Consider the following 15711-nt stretch of genomic DNA (forward strand, 5'->3'; position numbering starts at 1 on the left):
GGCCGCCAGGGTCGAGAGCGCCGCCCAGTTGGAGACGTAGCCCGAGGTGAAGAGCAGCGCCGCCTGCTTGCCGTGCAGGTCCGCCAGCTCGCGCTCCAGAAGCACATGGTAGTGGTTGGTGCCGGAGATGTTCCGCGTCCCCCCCGCTCCCGCCCCGCAGCGGTCCAGAGCCTCGTGCATCGCCGCGATCACCTCGGCGTTCTGCCCCATGCCCAGGTAGTCGTTCGAGCACCAGACCGTCACCTCCGAGGTCGCATCGCCCCGGTAGCGCGTCGCACGCGGAAAAGCGCCCGCACGCCGCTCGAGATCCGCAAAAACACGGTAACGACCCTCAGCGCGCAACGCCGACAACTGACCCTCGAAAAAAAACTCGTAGTCCATCCAATCGTCTCCCGCTTTAAGCGTTCGTCTTATTTATCCCAACCTTCATCCCGCGACGGAGATCTTGCGCTGCAGGAGAGCGACAGGGGTCTGCGGTGCCTCCGCATGGACCGATTCGGACCGGGGCACGGCTCCCTGTACGTCCAGTCGCAGCGGGACAGCTCCCTTCCCTTCGGGCGCAGATCCCGGCGCGGCTTCACGCAATGCCCAGCGCCACAGCGCCGCGTCGCGCAGCGGCAGGACGAGAAACCAATGCTCTACGACGGCGAGGAGCAGCAGTGTGCCGGCCAGGACCAACCCGACTGTCTCAAAGAGCGGTGTTGCCGGATCGACCGCACGCAAGGCCGCAAGGACGACCACGACCGTCCCGCCCGTCACGGCCAGTGCGAAGAGCGGCGTGACCGGACCTTTGCGGAAGTAGCTCGTCAGATAGGACAGATGCGGCTGCAGGAACTCTTCGGTCATGTTCGGCACACCGAAGTAGACGTTGAGCTTTGCACTCAGGCGCATCACCCAGAGCACCAGAAACGTCCAGACACCGACCTGGTTGGGACTCTCCCAAAGCAGCCAGACCAGTAAAGCAGCCGTCAAGGCAAGCGCCAGCTCGTGATAGATGACCGTCCCGCTCGCCGACAGCAGACGCTTGAGACCCGTTACGCCCGTCGCGCAAGGTCGCCTGTTCGGTCCGGTGACATAACCGAAGAGAAAGGTCATCTCGTGCCAGCCCCATACACCTACGGCACCGGCGAAAGCGAGATAGGCGCCGAAGGGGCTCGCGTTCGCGCCGCTCGCGATCAGCCCCCAGACCGCCATCGGCAATAGCAGCAGCGTGACGGCGGCCATCGACCAAGGATGACTGCTCCGCGGCAGACCGACCAGCCAAAGGATTGCCCCGGTGGACCACCACCAGAGAAGAAGCGCGAAGAGAGCTGGTGCGGCGTAGGTTTCCATGGCGGCGTCCGCGTTCCTCCTACCAAGCCGGAGCCAGCCGGCTCTCCAGCGGCGGCGTATTGGGCTTGGCCGGCAAGAAATAGAGCTGCGCAAGCGTGGCTGCCGCGACCCCGGCCAGACCCACCCGCGCCAAGGCTCCGCCGACCCCGCCGCGTGCCTTCGCCCGATCAATCTTTTCGGCCGTGCGGAATAGGCGATCCATCAGCGATTTGAAGCGCGGGTTGTCGATATCGAGGGTAAGCGGGAAGATCTGCTTGGAAATCTCCGTCGTGATGCGGAAGACCTGCATGTCGTAGTCGTCGATATCGACTCCGAGTGCGGCATGGAACTCGGGCCGGGCGTGGTCGCGCACATACATCGTCGCGAAGACGGCGAGCAGAAAGAAGCGGATCCACAGCTTGTTTAAGCCGCGCAGCGTATGGGGCTGTGTGCGCATCAGAAGAGCGAAGGCCTCGCCGTGACGGAACTCGTCGTTGCACCACTGCTCGAACCACTTGAAGATCGGGTGGAAGCGGCGGTCGGGATTGCGCTGCAGATGGCGGTAGATCGCAATGTAGCGGGCATAGCCGATCTTCTCGGAGAGATAGACCGCATAGAAGATGAACTTGGGTTGGAAATAGGTGTACTTCTTGGTTTTCGTCAGGAACCCCAAGTCGACGCCAATCCCGAAATCCTTCAGGGAGTCGTTTATGAAGCCGGCATGCCGGGCTTCGTCGCGGCTCATGTATTTGAAGAGGTTGATGATGTCCTGGTTGGTGCCGCGCTTGCGCATTTCGGCATAGAGAACGCAGCCCGAGAATTCGGCGGTCAGGGAGGAAATCAGGAAATCCATGAACTCCTTGCGCAGCCCCTCCGGCAGCTCCTGAACCTGCGCGGCCCAGTCCGGATCGCGCTTGAAATGGAGTTTGTTGCGGTCTTCGGCGAGTTCTGCGATCAGGGCATCCCACTCCGCACGCACCGGACTGACGTCGACCGCGTCCAGCGCATCGAAGTCGGTCGTGTAGAAGCGCGGACTGAGCAGCGTGTCTTCCTGCGCGCGCAAGGTAGAGTCGCTCGGCGCGTCCTGGGCGAAGGCGTCGATGCCGTTCTTCGCCAGTTCCGCCTTTACATACTCGTTGTCCGCGGGAGCGATATGACGTGATGAACGAGGGCTCATAGCTTCCTCCTGTCGCTGAAGCTGATATCCAGCAGCTCCATGAATTCAAAATGTCCGATCACGCGTGTCCAGGCGCGCTCCAGCCAGCCGGCGCGTGTCACCGTGGCGCGGCGCTCGAGCTTGAAGGTTTCGCCGTAGCACGCCTGAATAGCCTCGCCATGCACGCGTACGGCATCGCCCGGATTCAGATCGCTCTCCTGCGCCAGCTCGACATGGGCATGTAGACTTTCGAAGGTATTGGCCACCTCCACGGTGCAGGGCACCTCGACCTCACGGCGACCGAACAGCGCAGCGATCATTCTACAGTCTCCCTTCCGACAGTCGGCGCAGCGGTCTGGCTTCGCGCTCCCGCCGATGCCTCGGCAGCCGCCTTCCTGCCAGCCGCCTCCATGATCTTCACGAAGGTTTCGATTTGCGTCGGACCGAAGGCATTGACCTCGACCTCGCGCCCGGTCGCGAGATCCTCCAGGGTCAAGCGTCCGTCGGACCAGCTTGTCAGGCGGAAGGGAACGTCGCGGCCGATCCGCTCGAGCTTGCGGTCGCGCGCCAAGCCGCGCATGACGCCACGGGCGAAACCGTTGGTGCCAGGATCCAGAGCGATCACCGGCTGCCCCGTTTCGGCACTGGCGATCGAAACAGAACCGTCCACCCTGTCGGCAAAAATCAGGTCGTAAGCCGCACGAGGCGATGCCTCGGGATTGCGCACCGTGCCGAAATCCGTCATGCGTCCTATCAAGGCGATCGCGATGGAAAAGCTGATCAGTGCCGCCGCCGCCCAGAGCATGCCCTTGGGAAAGGGTTTGGGGTGATGAAGATGATCGGTCTGGGCGGTCATGAGGCTTAGGTCCTTTCCTACCTTCGGGCTCGCGCTGCGGCGCCGTACCTACTCGGCGGCTGCGACGGGCAGGCCGGCAGGCAGGGCGGGCTGCCTGCGCGCCGATGCTTTCCGGATCCGTCCCGCCCTCGGCGGCGCAGGTTCGCAAGCAGTGGTTTCGGAGGCGGCCATCCGCTCGGCAGCCTGGCGCTCGGCGACCGCGACAGCGAGAGCATCGGCGAGAATGCGGCCAGCCTCCTGCACCTGCGGCAACCCACGCAGCATCGGCTGCACCCGGGTGAAGCACCAGGGACGGGCGTGTGGCCAGAGATGCAGGTAGGCCAAGCGGTCACGGCCCAGCAACGACAGCATGATGTCGCCACTGGCGTCGTCGTAGCTCTTCAGATCCGCCGAGCCGATACGCGAGAACGGCAGGTTGATCGTCATCGGCAAGGCGATCCCGAACCGGATAGCCACACGCCGGCTCGTGATGCTGTAGATCGTGGTCCGGGCGGTGAGCCAGGCAAGACCACACAGCAGCCCCAGCGCGAGTGCCGCAATCGGCAGGAGCATCAGCCCTTCGAGCAGTGCGGCGCCCAAGGTGGCATTGTCGCTGAACGCGGAGATACTCCACCAACTGCCGAAAACGGCAAAGTATGCGGCCACCCAACGGAGCTTGAAGCAACGACGCGCCAGGCTCTGCCAGCTTGGCCGGCCTTGCCAGAGCAGCCGCTCGCCTTCCGGCAGCTTGCCCGGCAGTCCGGGAATTTCCTCGATCTCGATCTCACACATCGTGCTTGCTCCTCTCTCGCCCTCTATCGGCGAAACCTTAAAACACCGGTCCCATGCGCGACGGCTGGGCATAGAGATAGCCGCCGGCGTAGTAGGCCACGACTTTCTCCTCCTCGAGCAGCGTGACCTCGCCGGGGACCTTCGTTCGCGGAACGCCGGCGAACTGATCGCTACGGATTGAGACAACGCGAACATAGGCCGGGTAGCCGGTCAGCTTGGCCATGGCCATGGGCAGCAACAGCGCACCGCCCCCCGTCGCTTCGCCACTTAGGCCGGGCAACTCGACTTCCAGATAGCGGATCATCTGCTCGCCGTGATCGATCCAGACATCCGTCACGGTGCCGGCGACCTCACCGTCGCAGCCCTTGACCGGCAGACCGCGCGGATCGGTATCGCCCTTGGCGATCACGAAGTCCGGCATACTGCGCATCGGCGCGATCTTGGCGTGACCGTCGGCCGTGCGCTCGACGACGTCGCGGCGCTCCGCCCAAGAGGCAGGTCCGACCCCGTCGGCCATTGGATCGCCCGTCGGCTCGAAGGGTGCGCCGGACCAGGCCTGGGTCGGTGCCAGCTTCAGCTCGCGCTGATCGCGCCGCATCGAATCCGTTTGCTCGCCGCTGGCCAAGGTGAAGATTTTTCTCTCGGGAATCAGCAGGGAGTCTTCATCGTAAGGCTTGCCGGAAAGCTCTGATTCCAGAGGATAGCCTTCGCGCCGGTCTTCGCGGCGCAGGTAGAAAATGAGCCCCGCGAAAAACAGCCAGAAAGTATAGAGAACGACCTGAGCCACATCGATATGGCTGGTGATACTGGCTGACATGATAGCTGACCTCCTTGATCAAGAGCGGGGCGACCTGCTGACTATCCTGGGAAGTCAGCCAAACCGAACCGCGCCGGTCTTTCCAAACGAACCGATGCGACGCCGCTATCCACCCGTACGAGCGGACCGATGGCGACCAGTGCCGCGAACAGCAGCAGAATTTCGAGGTGATAGACGACCGAGTAGCCGATCGACGGATCGGTAAGAGCCGGCCCAAGCGCGCCGATCGAGGCCAAGTGTCCGACCGTATCGCGCAACAGACCGCCCAAGGCGATGGCGCCGCCGGCGGCCGTTGCCTGCACCGCGCCCCAGACGCCGAGCGCCATGCCCGAGCCCGCGGCCTTGGTATCGGCGATCGCCATGGCCGCCGTCAGCGTACCGACCGCCAACAGCCCGCCGCCGAAGCCGATCAGGGCAGTGCCGACGCGAAACATGGCCACCGATTCCAGAGGCGCCGCGAAAATCACGGCGGAAAAGGCGGCGATGCCCACCAGCATTCCCAAGGCGGCCAACCGGAAAGGATCACCCCCCCGGCTCAGGCGGCGCGCCGCCAACGCGAAGCCGACCAGCGAGCCGCCGGCAAGGATCGCGGTCAGCTGCGTGGTTGCGCCCACACTCAGGTTCAGAATCTCGCCGCCGTAAGGCTCCAGCAGAACGTCCTGCATCGAGAAGCCGGCAGTGCCGAGAAACACCGCGACAAGCAAACGCCTGGTCCGGCCGCCGTCTCTTATGCCGTCCCAGGCCTCGCGGAAGCTTGGGCTTTGCAGGTCTCTTCGGGTCCGCTCCGGGTTGCGTGCCTCTTGCTTCCAGAGGGCAATGACGTTCAACACGACGGTAATCGCCGCTGCGCCCTGAACGATCTGGATCAGCTTGATCTGGCTGAAGTCCGACAGGAGCAAGCCGAACAGCAGGGCACTCACAACCATGCCCAACAGCAGCATGACGTAGAGCAGCGCCACCACGCGCGGCCGCGTTTCGACCGGTGCGATATCGGTCGCCAGGGCCAGCCCGGCCGTCTGTGTCGTGTGCAAACCCGCACCGACCAGCAGGAAGGCCAACGCCGCGCCGATATGACCAAGCACCTCGGGTCCATGCACCACGTCGGCCGAAAGCACCAAGAGGGCGAAAGGCATGATCGCCAAGCCGCCGAACTGCAGCAGCGTTCCGATCCAGATGAAGGGAACCCGCCTCCATCCCAGCGCGGAGCGATGGGTGTCGGAGCGGAAACCGATCAGCGCGCGCAGCGGCGCGAAGACCAGCGGCAGGGCAACCATGACCGCGACCAGCCCCGCCGACACACCGAGTTCGACGATCATCACGCGGTTGAGCGTCCCCGTCAGCAAGACCACCGCCATCCCGACCGAAACCTGGAAGAGCGACAGGCGCAACAGCCGGCCGATCGGCAGTTCTCGGCTCGCCGCATCCGCAAACGGCAGAAACTGCGGACCGATCCGCATCCAAGACCCGGTGATCTGGTCGCGCAACCAACTCATCGAACGACCGACTCCCCCTTGATCAATTCCTGGGCCTGCGAGGTGTAGAAACCGCTGACGATCCGCTCGCTCCGGCCCGTCCGCCAGTCTTCCAACCCGGGGGAACGTCCAATGCGCGCCCGCAGGCCGCTGGGACTGACCGGTTCGATCGCCGGCGCGCGGTCGCTGCGCGGGAAGAGCTGACCGGCCGCATGCATGGCGCTCAGGAGCGGTGTGCGCGGCGCGAAGGTGAAGACGATGGAGCCCGTGGTTCGTTCACCAAGCCGCGCCAGCGCCTGAACGGCGTCGCCGGGCTTGTAGTGAATGAGAGAGTCCATCGCGACGACATGATCGAACTGCCCCAGGGCCGGATCCAGCATGTCGCCGACCCGGAAATCGAGCCGCGCCGGATCGACATCGGCAGGCAACCTTTCTCCCGCCAGACCGACCAGAGTCGGCGAGACATCGACCGCCACGACGGCCGCGCCGCGCCGCGCCGCTTCCACCGACAACAAGCCCGTGCCGCAACCGGCATCGAGCAAACGCATCCCGGTCATATCCCGAGGCAGCCAGGACAGCAGGGTCGCCCGCATCCGGTCGCGCCCCGCACGTACCGTCGCCCGGATCCGGCTGACCGGCGCATCCGACGTCAGGCGTGCCCAGGCCTCGACCGCCGTTCGGTCAAAGTAGTGCTCGAGCTGGCCTCGGCGCGTTGCGAAGGTGGTGGTGGGCATCAGTTGAATCCAAGCAAATCGAAGATGTCGCGATCCTTCATCGGCGTCGCCAGCAAGGGATCGCGGCCGTCCCAGAGAATCTGGGCCAGGCGCAGGTACTCTTTCTGAACGGCCTCGACCGCTGGCGTTGTCTCCATCTCGAAGAGCGTGCACTTGCTCAGGCGCGAGCGGCGGATCTCGTCCAGGTCCGGCAGGTGCGCCAGAACATCCAGGCCGACCTTGGCATTGAACTTGTCGATCTGATCGGTGGCTGCCGAGCGATTGGCGATCACCCCGCCGAGGCGGACATCGTAGTTGCGCGACTTGGCCAGGATCGCGGCGACGATCCGGTTCATCGCGTAGATCGAGTCGAAATCGTTCGCGGTGACGATCAGCGCACGATCCGCATGCTGCAGGGGAGCCGCGAAGCCGCCGCAGACGACATCGCCCAGAACGTCGAAGATCACCACGTCGGTATCTTCCAGCAGGTGATGTTCCTTCAGCAGCTTCACCGTCTGGCCGACCACGTAGCCGCCGCAGCCGGTCCCCGCCGGTGGTCCGCCCGCCTCGACGCACATCACGCCGTTGAAGCCTTCGTACACGAAGTCCTCGACGCGCAGTTCCTCGGAATGGAAGTCGACCGATTCCAGCACGTCGATCACGGTGGGCATCAACTGCTTGGTCAGGGTGAAGGTGCTGTCGTGCTTCGGGTCGCAGCCGATCTGGAGCACCCGCTTGCCCAACTTCGAGAAAGCCACGGAAAGGTTGGACGAGGTCGTAGATTTGCCGATCCCTCCCTTACCGTAGACCGCAAAGACCTTGGCTTTTCCGATCTGAAGGCTCGGGTCCATCTCCACCTGAACGCTGCCTTCGCCGTCGGCGCGTTTGGGAAGAACACTTGTCATGCTGCCCATCAAGGCCACTCCTCGCGTAACGGTTAGGCGGCCAAGCCGCCGGGCGTAACGATTAAGCGGCAACGCCGCCGGTCACCTGGCCGGCCACGCCGTCTCCAATCCCCTCCAGGCGATCCTCAAGCTCTTCGCCGGCCTGGCGAAGGGCCTCAAGGGTCGAGTCGTCGGGGCTCCAGTACTTGCGCTCATGCGCTTCCAGCAGACGATTGGCGACCTTCGCCAACGCCTTGGGATTCAAGTCCGCCAGCCGGCGGCGCATCTCGGGATCCAGCACGAAGGTCTCGCTGACCTGGCTGTAGACCCAGGGCTGCACCTGGCCGGTGGTGGCCGACCAGCCAACGGTATTGGTCACCGTCGCCTCGATCTGACGCACGCCCTCGTAGCCATGTTTGAGCATGCCTTCGTACCAGCGCGGATTGAGAATGCGCGTGCGCGTCTCCAGTGCCACCTGCTCGCCCAGCGTGCGCACCGTGCCGTCGCCCCGGGTCTGATCGCCGATATAGACCGGCACCGACGTACCCTGGGCACGTTGGACCGCACGGCCGATCCCGCCGAGGGTGTCGAAGTAGTGATCGACCGTGGTCACTCCGACCTCGACGGATTCCAGATTCTGATAGGCGAGCGAGACGTCGGCCAGCATCGACTGCAGCAGATCGCTCTGCCGCTCCGGCTGACCCGAGCGCCCGTAGGCGAAACACTTGCGCCGGCTGTAGGTCTCGGCCAGTTCGTCCTCGTCGTTCCAGGCACCGCTTTCGATGAGCTGATTGACGTTCGAACCGTAGGCCCCGTCGGCATTGGAGAAGACTCTCAGCGCCGCGGTCTCTAGATCGCACTGGTGTTCGGCCTGATAAGCCAGGGCATGGCGACGAACGAAGTTCATCTCCAGCGGCTCTTCGGCACTGGCGGCCAGCCAGGCTGCTTCGGCCAGCAGCTTTGTCTGTAGCGGTAGGAGATCCCGGAAGATGCCGGACAGGGTGACGACCACATCGATGCGCGGTCGACCGAGGTCTTCGAGCGGCAGCAGCTCGGCGCCGCAAAGCCGGCCGTAACCGTCGAAGCGCGGCTTGGCGCCGAGCAGCGCCAGAACCTGACCGATCGGCCCGCCCTCGCTCTTCAGATTGTCGGTGCCCCAGAGCACGAAGGCGACGGAGTTCGGCAGCCCGTTGCCCTCGGCCAGATGGCGGTCGAGCAATCGCTGGGCCTGACGGCGACCGTCGGCGACCGCATAGGCACTGGGGATGCGGAAGGGATCGAAGCCGTGCAGGTTCCGCCCGGTCGGCAGGATCTGCGGCGTGCGCAGCAGGTCGCCACCCGGAACTGGCCGGATGTAGCCGCCCTCCAAGGCATGCAGCAGACCGCGGATCTCGTGATCGCCTTGCATCTTGGCGTTCGCCTCGGCCAGTTCGGACAGCACGGAGATGCGCGCCTGGTCTTCTCCGTGGCCGTCGATCCGGGCCGCTTCCTCCGCCGTCCGACCGGCAACCAGGGCGGCCACGGCGGCTTGCGAAGGGGCCGTTGCGGGCTCAAGCTCCGCCATCGCATAGAGCAGTTCGCCCCGCTCCTCGGGACTCGGCGCCTGCCCGACCACATGCAGGCCGTGCGGAATCAACGACTGCTCGATCTCGCTCAACTCCGCGCTCAAGCGGCCGATCCGTTGATTGGCGTCACCATTCCAAAGAGGCTCCGGCTCGGCCAGATCGACCTCCGCGGCCTGGGCCTGAATCAAGGTCGCAAGCTCCGACTGCTCCGTCTCTGCGTCGGGTGGCAGTCCCCGCCAGTGATCGAGCGAGGCGCGCAGCTCGCTCAGCCCTCGATAGAGTCCGGCGTGAGTGACGGGCGGCGTCATGTAGGTGACCGTCGTCGCGCCGGAGCGGCGCTTGGCGATCGTGCCTTCTGACGGATTGTTGGCGGCATAGAGATAGAGATTCGGCAGCGCGCCGATCAGACGGTCGGGCCAGCAGGCGCCCGACATGCCCGTCTGCTTGCCCGGCATGAACTCGAGGGCGCCATGGGTCCCGAAGTGCAGGACCGCATGAGCGCCGAAGTCTTCGCGCAGCCAGCGATAGAAAGCGCTGAAGGCATGGGTTGGCGCGAAACCCTGCTCGAACAATAGCCGCATCGGATCGCCCTCGTAGCCGAAGCCGGGCTGGACGCCGACGAAGACCTTGCCGAAGTGGGCGCCGAGCACGAAGAGGCTGCGTCCGTCGGTCTGCTGACGCCCCGGCGCGGAACCCCAGGCCGCCTCGATATCCTTCAGCCAAGGCTCGCGCCGGACATGGTCGTCGACCGCGATGCGAGCCGCCACGTTGGCGTCGGCTCCATACTGCTGGGCGTTACCCTCGAGCAGGCGGGCGCGCAGCGCCTCCACCGAGTCCGGCAGTTCGACTTCATAGCCCTCCCGATGCATCGCCTGCAGCGTCGCATGCAGGGAGGCGAAGACGTCGAGGTAGGCCGCCGTGCCGGTGGCGCCGCTGTTGGGCGGGAAGTTGAACAGCACGATAGCGACTTTCCGCTCCGCCACCTCGGCTTTACGCAAGGCGACGAGCTTGGCGACGCGCGCCGCCAAAGCCTCGGCGCGGTCATGGCAGACGTGCATGTCCTGGGCGCCCGCCGCCTCGAAGCAGCAGTGACGATCGCAGCCTTGGCAGAGTTCGCCCGAGCCGGAGGAGCGGCCGCCGAAGACGGCCGCACCAGTGGCGCCGTCCAACTCGGGAATTGCGATCTGAATGGTCGATTCGACCGGCATCAGCCCGCGGCTCGAGTTGCCCCACTGCTCCAGGCTTTGGAACTCCACCGCCTGTGCGGCGATGTAAGGCACATCGAGGGCGGCCAGCATCTCTTCGGCTGCCTCGGCGTCGTTGTAGGCTGGACCGCCGACCAGAGAGAAGCCCGTCAGGGAGACCACCGCATCGACGGTCGGGCGGCCGTCACGCAGGAAAAAAGCCTCGATCGCCGGGCGCTGGTCGAGGCCGACCGCAAAGGCCGGAACGACCTCCAGGCCCTCGGCCTCCAGCGCGGCGATGGCGCCGTCGTAATGACCTGTGTCGCCGGCCAGAACGTAGGAACGCATCAGCAACAAGCCCACGCGGCCCTGGCGCTGCGCCGGCTTCAGACGCGGCAGCTTGCCCGGCTGCTCCGCAATGCCCGCGGTCAAGCGCGGATGATAGAGACCGAGGTCGGGGTAATCGAGCGGCGGCTTGGCCGGAAGGGTGCCGCGCAAGGCGCTGCGGGGGCCGGCGGCGTAGCGGTCGACCAGGAACCGGACCAACTGCACGATGTTATGTTCCGAACCGGCGAGCCAATACTGCAGGGTCAGGAAGTAGGCCCGGACGTCCTGGGCCGTGCCCGGGATAAAGCGCAGGATCTTCGGCAGGCGGCGCAGCATGGCGACCTGCTTGGCGCCGGCGCTCATGCCCTTCTGGCCATCCTTGCTCTTACCGCCGCGAAGGCGCTTGAGGAGCGCCAACATGCCGCCCTGGCTGCTGCCGTCCATGGCGAAACGACCGAGGCGCGTCAGCTTGACGATCTCACCGGCCGAGATGCAGCCGACCATGGCGTCGCACTGGTCGCGCCGCGCCTGCAGGTCCGGCAGCACGGCCTGAATGTGCTCTTCGACGAAGAGCATGCAGGCGACAACGATGTCACCGCGGGCGATGTCCGCCTTGCAACGCGCGAGGGAGTCCGGATCGTTGGCCCAGTCGGTGGCGGCGTGAAAACCGAACTCCAATCCCGGAAGATCGCGCTTCAACGTTCCGACGGCGCGCGCGGCGGCGCTCGCCAAATGACGGTCCAGGGTCACCAGAACGACGCGGATCGGAACGGCGCCGGCCGAAAGATCCCGGTCCGAAACCTTCGCGGCGGACGGCGTGCTATTTGCCGAAGTGGGCTTTGGCATCGTAGAGCGTCTCGACAGTGATGGCTGAAATGCTTCGCTGGTTGGCGAAGCGCTCGGTGTTGCGGCGCGCCTTGCCGCGAACGAAGAAGGGAATCTTACCGAGTTCCGACTCGGCTTCTGCCGTCCAGAACGGTGCGACCGGGGTCGTCGTCTCCGGGGTCGTGGTCTGGGAGGCCATAGCTTCGGCGGTCGAAGTCTGTGGGATTGCCGTCTCCGGACCCGGCGCTGCCTCGCGGCTCTCGACCGGAGCCTCGGGACCCGATCGCTTGCTGCCATGGCCCAAGTGCGAACCGCCGGCCTCGTCGTTGAACTCGAAGTCCTCGCGGAACATGCCGAGCAGGTGTTCCTCCAGACCCATCATCAAGGGATGGACCCAGGTATCGAAGATCACGTTCGCGCCTTCCCAGCCCATCTGCGGGGCGTAGCGCGCGGGAAAGTCCTGAACGTGCACCGGTGCGGAGATCACGGCACAACCGACACCGAGCCGCTTGGCGATGTGCCGCTCCATCTGGGTGCCGAGGACCAACTCCGGCTGCAAGGCCTCGATCTGCTCCTCGACCTCCAGATAGTCGTCGGTGATCAGAGCCTCCAGGCCGTAGCCTTCGGCGGCCGTCCGGACCTCGCGGGCCATCTCACGGCTGTAGGTGCCGAGACCCACCACTTCGAAGCCCAGTTCTTCTCGGGCGATGCGGGCGGCGGCAACGACGTGGCAGCCGTCGCCGAACACGAAAACGCGCTTGCCGGTCAGGTAGGTCGAGTCGATCGAGCGCGACCACCAGGGCAGACGCGACGGTGCACCGGCCAGGGCGGGGCCCGGATCGACTCCGGCAAGTTCGGCGACCTCGGCCAGGAAATCGCGGGTGGCACCGATCCCGATGGGAACGACGGTGGTGTGCGGCTGACGGAAGGTCCGCTTCAGCCAGCCCGCCGCCGTCTGCGCGATCTCCGGATAGAGGACTACGTTGAAGTCCGCGTCTCCCAGTCGCGCCAGATCGGCCGGTGTGGCGTTCAAGGGCGCCACGACCTGGACCTCGACGCCGATCGACTGCAGCAGCTTCGTCACTTCGAGGACATCGTCGCGATGGCGGAACCCCAGGGCCGTGGGGCCTAGAAGATTGCAGCTCGGCCGCGCATCGGCCGGGCGCTCCGGGCGGGTCACGCCCGGCGCCGGCGCGTTCGGTCCGGCCAGCGTGCGGACCATCTGGTAAAACGTCTCCGCCGCTCCCCAGTTTTCCTTCTTCGAATAGGAGGGCAGTTCCAGTGGCACCACCGGCAGGGACAGACCCAGCGCCTTGGCGAGGCCGCCCGGATCGTCCTGGATCAATTCGGCCGTGCAGGAAGCACCGACCATCAGGGCCTGAGGTTGAAAACGTTCCACGGCTTCCGCCGCCGCCGTCTTGAACAGCTCGGCGGTGTCGCTGCCGAGGTCGCGCGCCTGGAAGGTCGTGTAGGTGACCGGCGGACGCCGGTCGCGCCGCTCGATCATGGTGAAGAGCAGATCTGCATAGGTGTCGCCCTGCGGAGCATGCAGCACGTAGTGCACCTCGCGCATCGCCGTCGCGACCCGCATGGCTCCGACGTGTGGCGGGCCCTCGTAGGTCCAGACGGTCAGTTGCATGCCCCTAGACCTCCAGCTTCGTCCGGCGGACCAGCGGACGCGCGAAGAGCTCCGCGAGATCCCCGGCCTGCTCAAACCCTTGGATCGGCGTGAAGACCAGCTCGATCGACCACTTCGTCGTCAGCCCTTCCTGCTCGAGAGGATTTGCCAGGCCCAGACCGCAGACCGTCAGGTCGGGCTGAGCCGCACGGCAGCGATCGATCTGACGGTCGACATGCTGACCCTCGCTGAGCTGAACCCCCTCCGGCAGCAGCGCCAACTCCTCGGACATGTGCTGCCGATGCAGGTAGGGCGTGCCCACCTCGATCAGCTGCATGTCCAGCTCACGCGCCAGAAAGCGGGCGATCGGGATCTCCAATTGCGAATCGGGAAAGAAGAAAATGCGCTGGCCGGCCAATTGATCGCGGTAGCGCGCGGTGGCGATGCGCGCCCGCTGCTGGGCCGGCGCCGTGACCTCGCGGAACCGCTGCTCCGAGACCTGCCAGGCATCGGCGGCCGCCTTGAGCCAGGCCGTGGTCCCCTCCACGCCCAAGGGGAAGGGCGCCGCCAGACGCTGGGCGCCCCGCTCCTCCAGCAGGCGCGCCGTCTCACCGAGGAACGGCTGGCACAGCAGAAAGCGGGTGTTCGGCCCGACCGCGGGCAGGTCCGTCGAGCGCCGCGGCGGCAGAACCGAAATCCTGTCGAGTCCCAACGCCTTGAAGCTGCGGAGGAACTGATCCTCGACCACATCGGCCAAGGCCCCGACCAGCATCAGAGAGGGCTCGGCGTCGGACGTCTCGGCCGGCAGCTCCGGGACCAGTGCGGCGAGGCACATATCCTCGCCCTGGGTAAAGGTCGTCTCGATGCCGCTGCCGCTGTAATTCAGCACTCGCACATCCGGCATGAACTGCTTGGACAAGCGCTGAGCGGCGCGGGAAAGATCGAGCTTGATGACCTCCGAGGGACAGGAGCCGACCAGAAACAGAAGCTTGATATCCGGTCGCCGCGCCAGCAGCCGGGACACCACTTTGTCCAGCTCGTCATTGGCGTCGGCCATGCCGGCCAGATCGCGCTCTTCGATGATCGCCGTGCCGAAGCGCGGCTCGGCGAAGATCATCACGCCGGCGGCGGACTGCATCAGGTGCGCACAGGTCCGCGAGCCGACGATCAGGAAGAAAGCGTCTTGGATCTTGCGGTGCAACCAGATGATCCCGGTCAGACCGCAGAAGACTTCCCGTTGACCGCGCTCGCGCAAGACCTCGGGCGCGCTGCAAGCGCCGGCTTTGGAAGGTGTCGGAAGCGTCGTCGCGACCTGGCTCATTTCGCAGCCTCCATCGCGGGTGCCGCGGCCCCCAGCGGCCGATCTTCGGGGCGCCTCCGGCGTGCCTCGTCCAAGCGTGCCAGACGCAGTTTCCAAAGGAACTGAGCCGCGTTCACGACATAGGCGAGGTAGGCGGCGAGCGCGAGCAGGAGCAGGCCTTCGGTCCCCAACCAGCCGGTCGTCAGCGCGACCAGGTAGGCCGTGTGCAGGGCGATGACGCCCATGCTGAACACGTCTTCCCAGAAGAAAGCCGGGGCGAAGAGGTACTTGCCGAAAACCTCTTTCTCCCAGATCGCCCCGGTCACCATGATGCTGTAGAGGACCAGGGTCTTGACCACGATCGAGGCATGGGCGACCGCGAGACCTTCGCCTGTGGCGAGTGTCCGGAGCACCAGCCCCAGGGAGATCAGGAAAACCAAGAACTGCAGGGGAGCCAGGATGCCCTGGACCAGGGTCCAACGGGAGGCGTCGCGCCGCAAACGCTGCTCAGGCGTGTAGAGAGGCTGCCGTACGGACAAAGCCGCCTCCACCTGCGCTTCCCTACCTGTGTTCCTCACCCGACCAATCCCTTGGTCCATTCCCCGCGTCTCCTTCGCGCCTGTTCGCACGTATCGTTCGCGTTGAAGAGACTCTAGTCTCGCCGGATCGAAAGTGTCAACTTTGCTGGACGTTCAATTTGCTTTACATACGGCGATTCCCTTACTTACACTGTGGTCACTGTGTCGGTTGCGGCTGACCTAGATCAAAAATCAGGCAGCTGACCGGAAGAGCGTCGGTTTCGATTGAACGGTTTTATGACTCGTGTTGGGCTAGTTATGGGAAATTAACCATGTTCCCGGAAAACGGGAACGACCAAGCCCCGGGGAGGAAACCATGGGAGCGTTGGGCGGA

General features: G+C 65.2%; 14 protein-coding genes. All 14 read right to left on the reverse strand.

Annotated elements, in window-relative coordinates; genetic code table 11:
- Positions 1–381 (reverse strand): aminotransferase class I/II-fold pyridoxal phosphate-dependent enzyme (locus DBZ32_RS20475; protein WP_119169248.1); only part of this gene is annotated, 381 nt, incomplete at its 3' end.
- 45 nt (positions 382–426) lie between these two features.
- A complete protein-coding gene (puhE, locus tag DBZ32_RS20480) occupies positions 427–1332 on the reverse strand; it encodes a putative photosynthetic complex assembly protein PuhE (RefSeq protein WP_119169129.1) in 906 nt (301 codons plus the stop codon).
- Between the two features lie 19 nt (positions 1333–1351).
- Entirely contained in the window at positions 1352–2488 is a 1137-nt protein-coding gene (acsF, locus tag DBZ32_RS20485; protein WP_119169130.1) for a magnesium-protoporphyrin IX monomethyl ester (oxidative) cyclase, read from the reverse strand.
- Positions 2485–2787: a hypothetical protein gene (locus DBZ32_RS20490; RefSeq protein ID WP_119169131.1), complete on the reverse strand. Its 303-nt coding sequence runs from the start codon at positions 2785–2787 to the stop codon at positions 2485–2487. Before DBZ32_RS20490 ends, acsF begins: the two co-directional genes overlap by 4 nt.
- The gene (gene puhC, locus DBZ32_RS20495; RefSeq protein ID WP_119169132.1) at positions 2784–3323 is read right to left on the reverse strand and encodes a photosynthetic complex assembly protein PuhC; all 540 of its coding nucleotides are present in this window, start codon (positions 3321–3323) and stop codon (positions 2784–2786) included. The genes DBZ32_RS20490 and puhC overlap by 4 nt, the downstream gene beginning before the upstream one ends.
- A 48-nt stretch (positions 3324–3371) precedes the next feature.
- Positions 3372–4094: a photosynthetic complex putative assembly protein PuhB gene (gene puhB / locus DBZ32_RS20500; protein WP_162906887.1), complete on the reverse strand. Its 723-nt coding sequence runs from the start codon at positions 4092–4094 to the stop codon at positions 3372–3374.
- 37 nt (positions 4095–4131) lie between these two features.
- Positions 4132–4911, reverse strand: a complete 780-nt coding sequence (gene puhA / locus DBZ32_RS20505; protein WP_208539350.1) for a photosynthetic reaction center subunit H — start codon at positions 4909–4911, stop codon at positions 4132–4134.
- 41 nt (positions 4912–4952) lie between these two features.
- Positions 4953–6404 (reverse strand): BCD family MFS transporter, encoded by a 1452-nt coding sequence (locus tag DBZ32_RS20510; protein WP_119169135.1) that lies wholly within the window; start codon positions 6402–6404, stop codon positions 4953–4955.
- Positions 6401–7117 carry a magnesium protoporphyrin IX methyltransferase gene (gene bchM / locus DBZ32_RS20515; RefSeq protein ID WP_119169136.1) on the reverse strand — a complete coding sequence of 239 codons (717 nt, stop codon included), beginning with the start codon at positions 7115–7117 and terminating at the stop codon, positions 6401–6403. Before bchM ends, DBZ32_RS20510 begins: the two co-directional genes overlap by 4 nt.
- Complete coding sequence (gene bchL, locus DBZ32_RS20520; RefSeq protein ID WP_119169249.1) at positions 7117–8001, reverse strand: ferredoxin:protochlorophyllide reductase (ATP-dependent) iron-sulfur ATP-binding protein; 885 nt, start codon at positions 7999–8001, stop codon at positions 7117–7119. The genes bchM and bchL overlap by 1 nt, the downstream gene beginning before the upstream one ends.
- A gap of 61 nt (positions 8002–8062) precedes the next feature.
- On the reverse strand, positions 8063–11902 hold the full coding sequence (locus DBZ32_RS20525; RefSeq protein WP_119169137.1) for a magnesium chelatase subunit H: 3840 nt from the start codon (positions 11900–11902) through the stop codon (positions 8063–8065).
- The gene (bchB, locus tag DBZ32_RS20530; RefSeq protein ID WP_119169138.1) at positions 11877–13520 is read right to left on the reverse strand and encodes a ferredoxin:protochlorophyllide reductase (ATP-dependent) subunit B; all 1644 of its coding nucleotides are present in this window, start codon (positions 13518–13520) and stop codon (positions 11877–11879) included. The genes DBZ32_RS20525 and bchB overlap by 26 nt, the downstream gene beginning before the upstream one ends.
- Positions 13521–13524: 4 nt before the next feature.
- The gene (locus DBZ32_RS20535; protein ID WP_119169139.1) at positions 13525–14820 is read right to left on the reverse strand and encodes a ferredoxin:protochlorophyllide reductase (ATP-dependent) subunit N; all 1296 of its coding nucleotides are present in this window, start codon (positions 14818–14820) and stop codon (positions 13525–13527) included.
- Positions 14817–15398: a 2-vinyl bacteriochlorophyllide hydratase gene (gene bchF / locus DBZ32_RS20540; RefSeq protein WP_119169140.1), complete on the reverse strand. Its 582-nt coding sequence runs from the start codon at positions 15396–15398 to the stop codon at positions 14817–14819. Before bchF ends, DBZ32_RS20535 begins: the two co-directional genes overlap by 4 nt.
- Positions 15399–15711 lie beyond the last annotated feature (313 nt).

Origin of the sequence: Algihabitans albus, assembly GCF_003572205.1 — a bacterium.
GTDB lineage: Bacteria > Pseudomonadota > Alphaproteobacteria > Kiloniellales > DSM-21159 > Algihabitans > Algihabitans albus.